The following is a 13,971-nucleotide window of genomic DNA, read 5'->3' on the forward strand; positions in this document are numbered from 1 at the left end:
ATTCGGGCCCATCCCGCCTGGCCCGCCGGTCCCGGTCCGCGCCGCCGCCGTGCCTCCGCCGCCCGGTGCCGTGATCCGTACGATCCTGCCAATCCGGCGGCCAGGCAGGCCGGTTCCCGCATCCCCGCCCGGCGCGGCGGTCCCTACGCTGTCGTCCATGGCCGACGACCAGACGGACACCTCCGGTGCCGCCCTCCCTCCCTGGCTGGCCGGCCTCGGCCGGACGGCGTCCATACCCGCGTCCGCGTCCACGTCCGCAGATCTTCCCCCGGAACTGTCGCGGTACGCGGGGCCGACGCCCGCGAACGCCCGGGGTTCCGCCGTCCTGATGCTCTTCGGCACCGGCGACGCGGGGCCGGACCTGCTTCTGCTGCGGCGTTCCGGGGTACTGCGGGACCATCCCGGCCAGGTGTGCTTCCCCGGAGGTTCGACCATCCCGGAGGACGGCGGTCCCGTGCGCACCGCGCTGCGCGAGACGTACGAGGAGACCGGCCTCGACACCTCGGCGGTCCGGATCGCCGGGGTGCTGCCCCCGCTGTACCTCGCCCACAGCGGATTCTCCGTCGTTCCCGTGCTCGGCTGGTGGGGCGCGGGCGGACGGATCGCCGGGGACGGGAAGGAGATCGTGTCCGTCCACCGGGTGCCGCTCGCGGAGCTCGCCGATCCCGGGGCGCGGCTGCTCATCCGGCTGCCCGACGGCCCGCTGGCCCCCGGATTCCTGTCCGGAGGCCTGTTCGTGTGGGGGTTCACCGGCGCCCTCGTCGCCTGGGTGCTGCGGCTCGGTGGCTGGGAACGTCCCTGGGACACCGGCCGGATCGAGGATCTGGCCGCAGCCCGGCGCCGCTTCGCGGACGGCGGCCCGCCCCGCTGAACCGAGCCCGGGAAACGGGGCGCGGCTCACCGTCGGTGCGTACGGCGGCGGGCGCCGGGCGGACGCACCTCTGCTCGTCGGCGAACCGGACCTGGGCGGCCGTACGTCCACGAGCCATGCTCGGCACGCCCCGCCACCGGCCCCGCCACACCAAGCCCGTTACCGGCCCCGGCCCGCCGCCGCCCGCCGCAGTGCCCGTTCCCGCTGCCCCGCGCGAAACCCGTCGACGGGTCCCGACGACACCCGCAGCAGCGCCAGGTACTCGGCCGTCTCCACCGCGACGGCCTCCTCGACGGTCCGGCCGAGGCCGCCCATCACCGCCGCCTTCAGATGGGTGAGGCAGTCGCCCGGGATCCCGGCCAGCGTGCGGGCGAAAGCGGTGGTCTCCTCGCGCAGCCGGTCCCTCGGCACCGCGCGCAGCGCCAGCCCCTTCTCGACGGCCTCGGCGGCCGTCAGCCAGCGGCCCGTCATCAGCAGCTCCATCGCGGGCTGCAGACCCATCTTCCGGACGGTGCGGTGGGTGGCGCCGGCGCCGGGCATATGCCCGTACGGGGTGTGCACATCACCGATCCTGGCCTCCTCGGCGATCAGCACGAAGTCGCAGGCCACGACCATCTCGAAGCCGCTGGCCCGCGCCTTGGCCCCCACCATGGCGATCGTCGGCACCGGCATGCGTTCGAGGGCGAAGACGACCCGGTTCAGGCGCTCCAGGTAGGCGGCGAACTGACCGGAGTCGGCCTCGTCGCCGTCCAGCACCTCCGTGAGAAAGCCGAGGTCGCTGCCGATGCAGAAGGCCCGGTCCCCGGCGCCGGTGAGGACCAGCACCCGGCTGGCGCCGTCGCCGGCCACCCGGGCGAAGGCGTCGAGGAGTTCGTGGTGCATCCGCTCGGTGGTGGCGTTGAGCCGTTCCGGCCGGTTGAGCGTGACCCAGGCGATGCCGTCGGCCCGCTCCAACAGGATCGTCTCGTACGCGGGGGCGGGCTCCCCCTCGTACGCCGCGTCCCTCTCCCCTACCGGGGCAGGCTCCCCCACCTGCCCGGACTCCCCCGCCGGGGTCACCGGGCGAGGTCCGCGGCGAGCGGGAACCCGGTCATGGCCTCGCCTCTGACGGTCGCGTCCGCCCGGACGAAGACCAGCGCGTAGGCGCGGCGGGGGCCGTCGGTGAGGTTCGGGCCGGAGCCGTGCAGGATGTTGGCGTGGTGGACCAGCGCGCTGCCCGCGGGCACCGGGTACGCCACGGTCTCCTGCTCGCTGTGCGCCTCGACCAGGACGGAGCCCTCCTCCGGCCGGGTGTGCGCGACCCGGCCCCAGTGGTGGCTGCCGAGGACGTACCGGACGCAGCCGTTGTCCAGCGTGGCGTCGTCCAGGGCCATCCACACGGTGACCGCCTCGGCCGGGTCCAGGTGCCAGTAGCGGTTGTCCTGGTGCAGGACGAGACGGCTGCGGTCGCCCTTGCCGGCCGGCTTGTAGAAGGAGTGGTCGCGAAACAGCCGGACCGGTCCGCCGAGCAGGCGCTCCACCCTCCGGTAGAGATCGGAGCGGCGCACCTGCGCCTCGCAGGCGGGGTCGGACTGCCACAGGTTCACCTTCTGCAGCAGGGCCAGGTCCAGCGGTCGTCCCCGTCGTTCCGACAGGTCGCGGACGCCCTCGGCCGGCCGGTCGCCGTCGAAGAAGGCCCGCTCCACGCTCCCTTGGAGCTCCTTGACCTGCTCGGGTGTCAGTACGTGGTCCCAGCGGACCACTCCGTCGCGCCGGAAGACCTCGGGTTCACCGGCTGCCGGGTCCGTCGTGGTCGGCCGCTCCGCCGCTCCGGCGGGCGACTGGGATGAGGTCATGACGCTCCTCGGGAGGATCGGGAAGATCGGGAAGATCGAGAAAAGAGGAAAGTTCGCGAGTTCGAGAGGAAAGGGAAGTTCGGGAAGAGAGGGAACCTGGTGTGGTCGCGGTGCCGGCGGAGAGGGAGCCGGGCCGGGCGCGGGCCCGAAGCGGGCCGCGGCGGCGGGGCCCCGCCGGACTTCGCAGCGATGCTGCCACAGGGCCGGGGCGCGGCCCATAAGCCGAGACGGCATCGGCGCGATGCGCCCTGGGCATGGCTCCGGCCGTACGTCCCCACTCATGCCGCGAGCGTGGGGCGGCGACCCGCGAATGGCATTGGACGGCGCCGTGACCCGCGGTGTTCGCTGGGCGGCGGCTCGCGAGGCCCCCGGTGTCCCCGGCCCGCGCGGGCCGTTCCACCACCGCTCCCGCCTCCTCGAAGGCGGGCAGGCACGGCAGCACCGCGCCATGCCACGAAAGCCGGGTGCACAGGCCGTGCGGGCAGCCCGGCTCCGGTGCCCCGGGACTGTCCCCACGCGCAGGAGGCCAGACACGCATGCAGGTTCTACTCGTGAACGCTCGCCGGTCGTCGTACTCCGGGGAGTCGATCTCCGCACCGCAACTGGGGCTGCTGTCCATGGCCGCGGTCCTGCGGGAGGGTACCTTCCACGACACCAAGGGCACCGACGTCCGCTTCATTGACGACCAACTGTTCGTTCTGGAGCGCCCGTTGGCCACACCGAACGAATTCCTGCGCGGTCACGCCCCGGACATCGTGGGCATCCAGGTCCTCACCTCCAGCCTGAAGAACGGCATCAAGCTCGGCGCCGAGACCCGCCGGCACCACCCCGGCGCGCTGGTCGTGCTCGGCGGCGTCGGCGCCACGCCGCTGGCGCGGCAGCTCGTCGAGGACGGCTCCGCCGACGTGGTGGTCAAGAGCGAGGGAGAGGTCACCTTCTCCCATCTGGTCCACGAGTTCGGCACCAACGGCCGCAAGAACTTCGGCAAGGTGCGCGGCATCGTCTTCCGTGACGAGGACGGCACCGTGGTGGAGACCCCGGCCCAGCCGCAGTTGATGCGCCTCGACAAACTCCCCAAGCCCGCACGGGACTTGGCGGACATGCAGTTGTACAACCAGATCTCCCGGGGCCGTTCGGGCAACCTCGTCACCAGCCGCGGCTGCTCGTACGCCTGCGCCTACTGCTACTCCAAGCACCAGTGGGGAGTCGGCCAGCGCCGGCACAGCGCCGAGCGGGTGATCGAGGAGATCCGCGAACTGGTGGAGGTCCACGGCTTCGACCGGATCCGGATCGAGGACGACGACTTCGTCGAGGACGTCCCCCGGATGCAGGAACTGTGCCGGAGCATCGAGAAGTCGGGGCTGCGCGGCAAGTTCGAGTGGGAGGCCAAGGCGCGTCCGGACCTCATCGACGACGACATGGCGCGCATGCTGCGCGACTCCGGCTGCTTCCGGCTCCTTGTCGGTGTGGAGACCCTCGACTGGTCGCTGCTCAAGCGGCTCGGCCGGCCGGTCAAGGTCGACGTGACCGAGCGGGCGATCGGCTCGCTGAGCAACGCCGGGATCGGGGTGCAGGCCACCTTGATCCTCGGCATCCCCGGCGAGACCGACGAGGCGATGCGGTCGACCATCACCTGGCTGCAGGCGCGGCTCGGTGACAACCCGCACGACATCGTCTCGCCCTGCTTCTTCGTGCCCTTCCACCACGAGGTGGAGAAGGACATGGCCAAGCGGGTCGACTTCACCCTGGAGACCGACGACAGCGACTGCTTCACCGGCCACATCCCGGTGACGTCCAGCAAGGGCGCGTCCATCGACGAACTGTGGAAGCTGTACGACGACATGACCCCGACGCGGCGCGAGGGCAAGTACAAGCGCATCGCGTACCTGGCCGACCTGAGCACCGTCCAGACCCGGCTCGGCCTGATGGACGGCGGCGCGGTGGAGGCCAAGGAACCGGCCGCGCTGATCCCGGAGGTCCAGTGACCGCGCCGACGGCGGCGCCCGCCGCGGACGCCCCGGACACCGGTGTCCTGGACGTCCCGGCCCAGGACGGCTCCCGGCCGGTCATGTCGCACCGCCCGGACGTCCTTCGCGACGCGGCGGGCGGGGCGGTGGCCAAGCTGGGCTCCGCCGGCCGGCTGACGCAGTTCCGGATGGCGGAGGAGGCGGGCCGGGCGGCCCGCCGGCTGCGCGGCATGGACGACGCGGCCTGGTTCGGGCTGCTGCGCCGGGCCGGGGAGCGGGTCGACGCCCGGCTGGACCGCGGCGATTTCGACCCGTGGCTGCGGGCGCTGTCCGCGGTGAGCGGTCTGCCGCGCCGGCGGGCCGCCCGGGGGCTGCGGGCCGCCGCGCAGGATCTGGCCAGGATGGAGGAGATCCTGGCCACTCAGTCCCCCGACGGCACGGTGGCGGCCTACCGGACCGGCGGCCGCCATCTGCGGTGGAGCTGGCGTCCGGCGGGCCGGTCGGTGCTGGTGCGGCAGCCGGGAAACTTCCCGACGATCAACATCGAGTGGCTCCAGGTGCTCGCCGCGCGCCGGCCGGTGCTGCTGAGCACCGCGGCCGCCGATCCGTTCACTCCGCTGCTGCTGACCAGGGAGCTGTACGAGGCGGGGCTGCCCGAGCACGGGGTGTCCCTGGTGCACGGCGACGCGCCCGCGCTGCGCCGGCTGGCCGATCAGGTGCTGTGGCCGGGTGAGAACGTGCCCGCCGATCTGCCGCCCGGCAAGGTGAAGACGTACCACTTCGGCCGCAGCCGGGCGGTGATCGGCGACCGGCCGCCCGAGGACGCCTGGAAGCGGCTGGCCCGGGAGGCGTTCGCGGGCTGCGGCAGGCTGTGCACCAACATCAGCTCGCTGGTGGTGCTGGGTGACGCCGCCTCGGCGGCAGAGGCGCTGGCCGGGGAGTTCGCGGCCCGGCCGGTGCTGCCTTTGGACGATCCCCGGGCGGCGGTGCCCGCGTTCCCGGACCGTGCGGTGCGGGACGCGCTCGCGCTGCGGATCGAGCGGGAGATCGCGGCCGGCGCGGTGGACGTCACGGCGGACGCGACCGGGGTGCCGCTGCGGGTGGACCTCGACGGGCGGGCGTATCTGCGGCCCACGGTGCTCCTGGTGGATCCCGGATCGCCGCTGTTCGGCACGGAACTCCCGTTCCCCTTCACGGCGGTGGCGCATGTCCCCCGGTCGAAGGCGGTCGCCGCGTGCGCCGGATCGCTGATCGTCTCCGTCGTCGGCGAGACCGACGGGCTGGTGGGCGCGCTCGCCGAGGAGCCGGGCGTCGACAAGGTCTTCGCCGGCGAACAGTTCGACCGCGGCTACCACCCGTGCGACCCGCACGAGGGGCATCTCGCCGACTTCCTGTTCAAGAAGAAGGCCGTACTGCCGGGCACGTCCGCGTGACCGGCCCGGGCGGCAACCGAGGAGAGGCACCCGTCATGCACAGTCCGAGCGAGTCGAGGCTCCGTCCCGTCACCGATGAGGACGTGCGCCGCCTCGTCCGCCTCCACTTCGATCCGCGGCACGGCACGCCGTACTGGCTGGAGCGTGACCGGCGGCAGGGCACCGACGCCCTGGAGAAGGTGCGCGGTCTCGCGGACGCCGCCGCCCTGATCGCGCTGCGGGACGGGCCCGACCAGATGCACTTCGAGGAGGCCGCGCGCCGGACGCCGCTCGCGAACTTCGTCCCGCGCTCGGTGCTCGCCGAGGCCGGGACGCTGTGGGCGGCGCAGACCGGCGGCACCACGGGGCCGGCCAAGCACGGCAGTTGGGGCGCCCGTTACTGGGAGGACATCCTCGCCTTCTCCGACGAGTTCCTGGATCTGCACGGGGTCCCGCGCGGGGAGAACTGGCTGTTCGTCGGGCCGATGGGCCCGCACACGACGGGCCGGCTCGTGGTCGCCTTCGCGGAGCGCCGCGGCGGGATGTGCTTCTCCATCGACCTCGACCCGAGGATCGTGAAGATCTTCGGCGAGGAAGGCATGACGGCTGCCTACGACCGCTATGTGGACCACATCTGGGACCAGATCGCGCAAGTGGCCCGGTCCCAGGACATCGGTGTCCTGTTCTGCACCTCCCGGCTGCTCGAAATGCTTCCGGAGCGGCTCGGCACCGACGCGCTGCCGGGGGTGCGGGCCATCGTGCACGCCGGCACCACCCTGGAGCCCGAGACGCACCGGCAGTTGCGCGAGGACGTCTTCCCCGGGGTCCCGGTGGTCGGCATGTACGGCACCTCGACCACCGGCATCAGCTGGCAGAAGCCCTTCGAGGCGGCGGACGAGCACCGGGTGGTGTACGTGCCGTGCCAGCCGCACATCATGCTCGACGTCGTCGACGCGCAGGGGGAGGACGTCCCCTTCGGCGAGGAGGGCCGGGTCCGGGTCTGGCGGCTGACGGACGACGCTCTGCTGCCCGGGTTCTGGGAGCGGGACCGGGCCCGGCGGGTGCGGCCGTACGGGGTGGCGGCCGACCGCTATCCGTGGCCGTGGGTGGGCGATCCGTACAGCCCCGAGTTCACCGAGGGACGACGCGTCGAGGGGGTCTACTGACATGGCCGGATTCCTGCTGTCCATACGTCCGGACGGTGCCGCCGAGGTCGAACTCCTCGGCCAGGGGCTGGGGATGGACGTGCTGGTGCGACGCGAGGGCTCCGACGTCCTGGTGGTCCAGGGCGACCGGCTCACCGCGGAGGAGCCGCCGGTACACGCACCGTTCGACGCGCTGACCGCCTGGGCCGAGCGGGCGCACAGCCGTTACTGCGCGGTCCTGGTGCGCGAGGGCCGGGCCACCCTGTGGAGCGATGTCGGCGCGACCAGCCCGCTGCACTGGGCGCGGTCCGCCGGGGCGCTGCTCGTCGGCACGTCGGCCGGGGCGATGCTGCCGCTGCTCGGCGCCCCCGCGGTGCTGGGTGACGCCGAGCGATCGCTGCTTCCCGGGGGCCGGTTCGCCGGGATCACCGCGGTTCCCGCGAACAGCGCGGTGACCGTGGTGGCCGACGCCTACGGCGACACCCCCGTGTCCGTGCGCCGGCTCGCGCCGCTGCCGGACCGCCCGTCGGAGACCGACCCGGACCGGGCGGTGCGGACCGTCCGCAGGGTACTCGGCGAGGCCGTCGTACGGCTCGCGGCGGACGCGGACGAGATCGGCGTCTCGCTCAGCGGCGGGGTGGACTCCTCCACCGTCACGGCGCTCGCGGTACGGGAGTTGGGCGCGCCGGCGGTGCGCACGTACACCGTGGGCACTCCCTTCGGCGACGAGTTCGAGCAGGCGGCGTGGCTGGCGGCCCGGCTGGGCACCAAGCACGAGGAGATCCTCTTCGGCCCCGAACAGCTCGCCGCGATGCTGCCCGGAATGATCCGCGCACTGGAGACCTGGGATGTGCTCACCCTCCAGATCGCCGCGCCCGCCTGCTTCCTGCAGGACCACATCGCGACCGGCGACCGCCGGGTGCTGCTGTCCGGCTACGGGGCGGACCTGCTGTTCGCGGGGCTCGGCGGCACCGGCGGCGAGCGGGCCGTCGAGGCGGCCGTCGTCGCGCAGACCTTCGCGACCGCGCGCAGCAACGAGTTCCATCCCGCGTTCGCCGACGCCCGGCACGCCGCCGTGCGCCACCCGTACTGGACCCGGGAGGTGATGACCGCGGCGCTGGACATCCGCGGCCGGCTCAAGGTCCACGAGGGGACGGCGAAGTGGGTGCTGCGCAGCGCCGCCGCCGACGTCCTGCCGGCGGAGGTGGCCTGGCGGCCCAAGCGCGGCATCCACGAGGGCACCGCGATGAGCCGGATGTTCGCCGCCGCCCTGGGCAGCGAAGAGCCCGCCGTCCAGGCCCGGATGTTGCGGGACATGGCCACGGAGATCTTCCGGGACGGTGGGAGCGGGGCCGTCCCGGGCAGCGGGGCCGGGGCCAGGCTCGACGACGGCGCGGTGCCCGCCGCCGGAGCCGACGACACGATGCGGGACCGACGTCAGGGAGGCACACGATGAGGGTTCTGCTGGTGTGGCCCCGCAACGAACGGGCCCTGCTCAGTGACCGGTTGAGCTGCTGCGAGCCGCTGCCGCTCGAATATCTCGGCGGCGCGCTGCGCGGCCACCACGATGTGACGATCCACGATCTGCGGCTCGACTCCTCGCTCGCCGAGTACGCCGAGACGCACGAGGCGCCGGACCTGGTGGGCGTGGCCATTCCGTACACCACCAGCGCCCGGGTGTCCCGCGAGGCGAGCCGGGAGGCCCGCCGGCTGTGGCCCGGCGTGCCGATCGTGCTCGGCGGGCACCACCCCTCGGTCTCCGCCGAGTGGCTCGAAGGGTTCGAGGCCGACTGGGTGGTGGCGGGCGAGGGCGGCGGGCCGCTGAGCCGGCTGGCCGCCGACCTGGAGGCGGGCCGCACCCCGCGGGCGGGGCAGGGGCTCGCTCCGTACGAGGCCCGCACCGGTCTGGAGCGCGCCGGCAAGCCCAAGCCCGCGGCGCTCAACGACCTGCCGATGCCGGACCGTTCGCTGCTCTCCCACCACCGGCAGGACTACTTCCACTCGATCTACCGGCCGGTGTCCCTGATCCGCTTCACCGCAGGCTGTCCGTACACCTGTCATTTCTGTTCGCTGTGGCGGATGACGGACCGGCGCTACCTGGTCAAGGACATCGACCGGGTCCTCGCCGAGATCGCCGAGATCGAGGGCGACAACCTGTACGTGGTGGACGACGAGGCGTTCATCCAGCCCGCGCGGATGCTCGAACTCGCCGAAGCCATCGACAAGGCGGGGTTCCGCAAGCGGTTCCACATGTACGTGCGCACCGACACCGCGCTGCGCCGGCCCGATGTGATCGCCCGCTGGGCGGAGATCGGTCTCGACTCGGTCCTGGTCGGCGCCGAATCGATGACCGACGACGAGCTGTCCGGCTACCGCAAGGGCACCGACGCCGAGCAGACCCGGCGGGCCCTGGATCTCTTCCACACCAACCAGGTCAAGGTGCGGGCCAACTTCATCGTCCAGCCCAACTGGGTCGGCGAGGACTTCGCGCGGCTCGGGCGGACCATCGAGGAACTCCAGGTGGACATGCCGAGCTTCTCGGTGCTGACCCCGCTGCCCGGCACGGATCTGTACGACGAGAGCCGCGACCGGCTCGTCAGCGACGACCCGGAACTCTTCGACTGCTACCACTCGCTGTTCCCGACGAAGCTGCCGCTGGAGGACTTCTACCACCGGCTCGCCGATCTGCTGGCGGGCGCGAGTGCCCGCCCCGCCCCGGGCGTCGCCACCGGTGCGGACCCGTCCGTCTTCTACTACTCCGACAACAGCGCCTTCGACGAGATGCTCGACGGCATCCGCCGGTCCGGCCGGCCCGCCGCGACCCGGGCGCCGGAGCGGGTCCCGAGCACCGGATGACCGGGCGCCGGACGCCCCGGACGACCGGGACACCCCGGACGGCGGGGAGTCCGACGCCCGCCCCCGTACCCCGGACGGACGGTACGCCCCGGACGACCGGGTGCCCGATGCCCCGCACGCCCCGGACGGCGGGGAGTCCGGCGCCGCTCGCGCCCCCGGCGTGCCGGGCGCCGGACGGCGCCGCCCTTCTCCCCCGCCCGCCCCCGGCACGCCGGTGCCGACCCGACGCTCAAGCGATCCGACCCCGAGGAGCCGTGACCCGAGCATGTCCGCCGAATCCTCCCGCCGCCGCAAGGTGTACTTCATCGGTCTCAACGCGGTGCCCTTCCTCCCGCTGGTCGCCGGCCTGCTGCGCACGTACGCGGAACAGGACGAACACATCGCGGCCTCCTACGACTTCCAGGAACCGCTGTTCCTGGTCGCCCCCGTGCAGGAGATGGCGGACGGCATCACCGAGCCCGACGTCCTCGCCTTGTCCTGCTACGTGTGGAACTTCCGCCGCCAGATGAAGGTGGCGAAGATCCTCAAGGAGCGCTACCCGAACATGCTCGTGGTGGCCGGAGGGCCCCATGTGCCGGACCGGGTGGGCGACTTCTTCACCCGGCACCCCTATGTCGACGTCCTGGCGCACGGCGAGGGCGAGGTGGCCTTCCGGGAGGTGCTCGCCACCCGGATCTCGGACCACCCCGACTACACGGCCGTGCCGGGGGTGACGGTACAGGGGACCGCGGGACCGGTCGCCGGTCCGGCCGCCCGGCGGCTGCCGCGCCGGATCGAGACCCCGAGCCCCTATCTGAACGGGGTGATGGACGGAGCGGTGCGCACCTGCCGTGAACGCGGGCTGCGTTTCTACGCGTTGTGGGAGACCAACCGCGGCTGCCCGTACTCCTGCGCCTTCTGCGACTGGGGCTCGGCGACGATGAGCGCCCTGCGGCTGTTCGACGAGGACCGAATCCAGCACGAGATCGACTGGTTCGCCCGCAACGACGTGGAGGACCTCTTCGTCTGCGACGCCAACTTCGGCATCCTGCCGAGGGACCTGGAGATCGCGCACGCGCTGGCGGACGCCCGCAGGGAGGCCGGTTCGCCCCAGCAGATCCGGGTCAACTTCGCCAAGAACTCCAACGACCGGGTCTTCGAGATCAGCAAGGCCTGGCACGACGCGGACCTGCTGATGGGCACCACCCTGTCCATGCAGAGCACCGACATGGACGTCCTGGAGGCCATCGACCGCAAGAACATCGGCCTCGACAACTACCGCAAACTGCAACAGCGTTACGCGGTCGAGAACATCCACACCTACACCGAGCTGATCCTCGGCCTGCCGCTGGAGACCGCCCGCACCTTCCGCGACGGCATCGGCTCGCTCCTGGAGGCCGGCAACCACGAGGACATCCGCGTCTACGAGTTCGGCATCCTGCCCAACGCGCCGATCAACACCCCGGAGAAGATCTCCGGTTACGGCCTGCGCACGGTGCCCAAGCGGCTGTACGTCGAGCGTCCCGGGACCCCCGACGACGAGGCGGAGACGATGGACATGGTCATGGAGACCGGCGCCATGTCCCGCGACGAATGGGTCGAGTCCTTCTCCTTCGTCCAGGCGGTGCAGTTCCTGCACAACGGCTGCTACACCCGCTATCTGTCGATCTACCTCCGGCAGGAGCACGGGGTCGGCTACACCGCCTTCTACGAGGGGCTGCAGGACCACTTCGCGGCCCGGCCCAGCAGCTTCATCGGCTCGCTCTACCTGCGGATGCGCAGCCTGTACCAGGACTACATCGACATCCCGACGCTGCCGCTGGCCAACCTGGTCGCCAGCCAGCCCGACCTGGCCGCCCAGCTCGCCCCGTACGGCCGGCGCCGGGGCTGGACGATCGACAACTGGGGCTGGCTGCGGGTGGCCACCGAGTTCGACCGGTTCCACGCGGAACTGGCCGATTACCTCCGCACATTGGGGCTCGACCCCGAGCAGGACCCGCGGCTGCGCGACATCCTGCACTTCCAGCGGGACGTCATGCTGCGCCCGGACTACGACCCGGAGCACGGCAAGACCGCCGCGTACGACCACGACTGGCCGCGCTACTTCGGCGGCGGCCCGCTGACCGCTACCCGGGTCCGGGTCGACTACGGCGACCAGCGGTTCGGGGCCAACGGCCGCTTCCGCCCCGCGCCGGACGACCTGAAGGCGTTCGCGCTGGCGGCCATCGGCCCCAGCTATCCGGTCTCGCGGATCGGCCACTACCGGCACCGCTTCGAGTCGGCCGAGGTGACGCCGGTGGCGGAGCCCGCGCTCAGCGAGCAGCGGTGACCGCCGGCCCCGGCGCTCCGGCCGGCGGCGCCGCCCGGCCGCACCGAGCGGCGCTGGCCGTGCTCGCCGGGGCCTGCGCCCTGTTCGCGCTGCTCCAGCTCGGGGTGGCGACCCTGCTGCCGCAGGTCCAGCAAGCGTTCGGGGTGTCCGGCTCGGACGCCTCGTGGGTGGTCTCCGGTCATCTGCTGGTCGGCTGTGTCGCCACCCCCGTCGTGAGCCGGCTCGGCGATCTGCACGGCCGGCGTGTGGTGCTGCTCGCGGTCCTTGCCGTGGTGGCCGTGACATCGGTGGTGTCGGCGCTGACCGGCTCGTTCGCGGTGCTGCTCGTCGCGCGGCTGGTGCAGGGGGTGGCCGCCGGACTCTTCCCGCTCTGCGTCGGCCTGTTGCGGGAAGGCTTCCCCGGGCTGTCGCTGTCCGGCCCGTCGGGGGTGCTGTCCGCCGCCTTCGGCACCGGCGGCGGGGTCGGCGCGGTGGTGGCGGGACTGTTCGGCGGCGGACTTCCCGCCCTGCGCACGCTGTTCGCGGCGGCCGCGCTGCTCGCCGTGGTGCTGCTGGTGGCGGGCGCGCTGCTGCTGCCCGAGACCCCGCGCCGGCCCGCCACCCGGATCGACGTACCCGGGCTGCTCCTGCTCGGCATCGTCAGCAGCGCCCTGCTGCTGGCCCTGACCCGGTACGGCCGGGAGGGCGTCGGATCGGTCACCGGCGCGGTGCTGCTGGTGATCGCGGCGGCGGGCGGCGCCCTGCTGCTGCGGGTGGAACGCCGGTCCCCGGAACCCGTCCTCGACATGCGGCTGATGTCCCGCCGTCCGCTCCTCTGCCTGAACGTGGTCAGTCTGCTGACCGGGCTCGTGATGTTCGAGATCGGCGTGTTCGCGCCGGCCCTGGTGACCGCGCCGCGCGAGACGGGGTACGGCCTCGGCGGCAGCGGAGCCGTACTGACCCTGGTCATGCTGCCGATGCAGATCGGCGCGCTGTCCGGCGGGCTGCTGTCCGGGCGGTTGCGGGAGTCGGGGCGGGCGAGCGCCCGTACGGTGCTGGCCGCGAGCGCGGTCCTGTTCGCGTCCGGCCCCGTGGTGTTCTCCTTCCTGCCCGCCTCCGCCCCGGGCCTGGCCCTGGGCACCGCCCTGAACGGCCTTGCCACCGGTCTGCTCGGCGGGGCCATGGCGGAGCTGCTCGTCCAGTCCTCGCCGAGCGGGTCGACCGCGGTGACGGTCGGTCTGAACGGGGTCCTGCGCAACCTCGGCGGAGCCTTCGGCGTACAGGTCGGCTCCATGATGCTGATGGTCGCGGGCGACGCCGGCGGCCATCCCTCTGCCCTCGCGTACCGCGCGGTGTTCATCGGCACGGCCGTCCTGGCCGTCGTCGGGGTCGGCGCGGCGTTCCTCTTCCCCCGCTCTCCCGCGCCGCTGCCCCGGCCGGACGTTCCGGTGCCGCCCGGCCACTCCTCCCGTCCGATCCGGCCAACCACCTGACCGCCCGGTTCCGCACCGCCCCCGCCGACCTACCGTGGACCGGGTTCCACGCGGCATCGGCGGGCACGGCCCGCGCCCGGCCCCGCCCTCGCGGTGGCGCCGGGG

Annotated in this window: 10 protein-coding genes; 8 read left to right on the top strand and 2 right to left on the bottom strand. The window is 72.9% G+C overall.

Annotation, left to right across the window (positions count from 1 at the left end; all coding sequences use genetic code 11):
• Positions 1-157 precede the first annotated feature (157 nt).
• Positions 158-871 (top strand): NUDIX hydrolase, encoded by a 714-nt coding sequence (locus tag ACGFRB_RS05375; protein ID WP_393239284.1) that lies wholly within the window; start codon positions 158-160, stop codon positions 869-871.
• A gap of 159 nt (positions 872-1,030) precedes the next feature.
• Here the strand turns inward: ACGFRB_RS05375 and ACGFRB_RS05380 are convergent, their stop codons facing one another.
• Together ACGFRB_RS05380 and ACGFRB_RS05385 are read right to left on the bottom strand one after the other, a co-directional pair.
• Positions 1,031-1,903, bottom strand: a complete 873-nt coding sequence (locus ACGFRB_RS05380) for an enoyl-CoA hydratase/isomerase family protein (protein ID WP_393239287.1) — start codon at positions 1,901-1,903, stop codon at positions 1,031-1,033.
• Positions 1,904-1,926: 23 nt separating this feature from the next.
• Positions 1,927-2,706 (bottom strand): phytanoyl-CoA dioxygenase family protein, encoded by a 780-nt coding sequence (locus ACGFRB_RS05385; RefSeq protein ID WP_363004266.1) that lies wholly within the window; start codon positions 2,704-2,706, stop codon positions 1,927-1,929.
• A 536-nt stretch (positions 2,707-3,242) separates the two neighbouring features.
• Between ACGFRB_RS05385 and ACGFRB_RS05390 the strand changes: the two genes are divergently transcribed.
• From ACGFRB_RS05390 to ACGFRB_RS05420, 7 genes are all read left to right on the top strand, one after another.
• Positions 3,243-4,691, top strand: a complete 1,449-nt coding sequence (locus tag ACGFRB_RS05390) for a B12-binding domain-containing radical SAM protein (protein WP_363004268.1) — start codon at positions 3,243-3,245, stop codon at positions 4,689-4,691.
• On the top strand, positions 4,688-6,106 hold the full coding sequence (locus ACGFRB_RS05395) for an oxidoreductase (protein ID WP_393239291.1): 1,419 nt from the start codon (positions 4,688-4,690) through the stop codon (positions 6,104-6,106). Before ACGFRB_RS05390 ends, ACGFRB_RS05395 begins: the two co-directional genes overlap by 4 nt.
• Positions 6,107-6,141: 35 nt before the next feature.
• Positions 6,142-7,251, top strand: a complete 1,110-nt coding sequence (locus tag ACGFRB_RS05400) for an AMP-binding protein (protein ID WP_393239297.1) — start codon at positions 6,142-6,144, stop codon at positions 7,249-7,251.
• A gap of 1 nt (position 7,252) precedes the next feature.
• On the top strand, positions 7,253-8,686 hold the full coding sequence (locus tag ACGFRB_RS05405; RefSeq protein ID WP_393239300.1) for an asparagine synthase-related protein: 1,434 nt from the start codon (positions 7,253-7,255) through the stop codon (positions 8,684-8,686).
• Complete coding sequence (locus tag ACGFRB_RS05410) at positions 8,683-10,086, top strand: B12-binding domain-containing radical SAM protein (protein WP_393239303.1); 1,404 nt, start codon at positions 8,683-8,685, stop codon at positions 10,084-10,086. Before ACGFRB_RS05405 ends, ACGFRB_RS05410 begins: the two co-directional genes overlap by 4 nt.
• Positions 10,087-10,351: 265 nt before the next feature.
• Positions 10,352-12,394 carry a B12-binding domain-containing radical SAM protein gene (locus ACGFRB_RS05415; protein ID WP_393239308.1) on the top strand — a complete coding sequence of 681 codons (2,043 nt, stop codon included), beginning with the start codon at positions 10,352-10,354 and terminating at the stop codon, positions 12,392-12,394.
• A complete protein-coding gene (locus ACGFRB_RS05420) occupies positions 12,391-13,866 on the top strand; it encodes an MFS transporter (RefSeq protein ID WP_393239311.1) in 1,476 nt (491 codons plus the stop codon). Before ACGFRB_RS05415 ends, ACGFRB_RS05420 begins: the two co-directional genes overlap by 4 nt.
• The last annotated feature ends 105 nt before the right edge of the window (positions 13,867-13,971 follow it).

It is taken from the genome of Streptomyces sp. NPDC048718 (genome assembly GCF_043198875.1).
Lineage (GTDB): Bacteria > Actinomycetota > Actinomycetes > Streptomycetales > Streptomycetaceae > Streptomyces.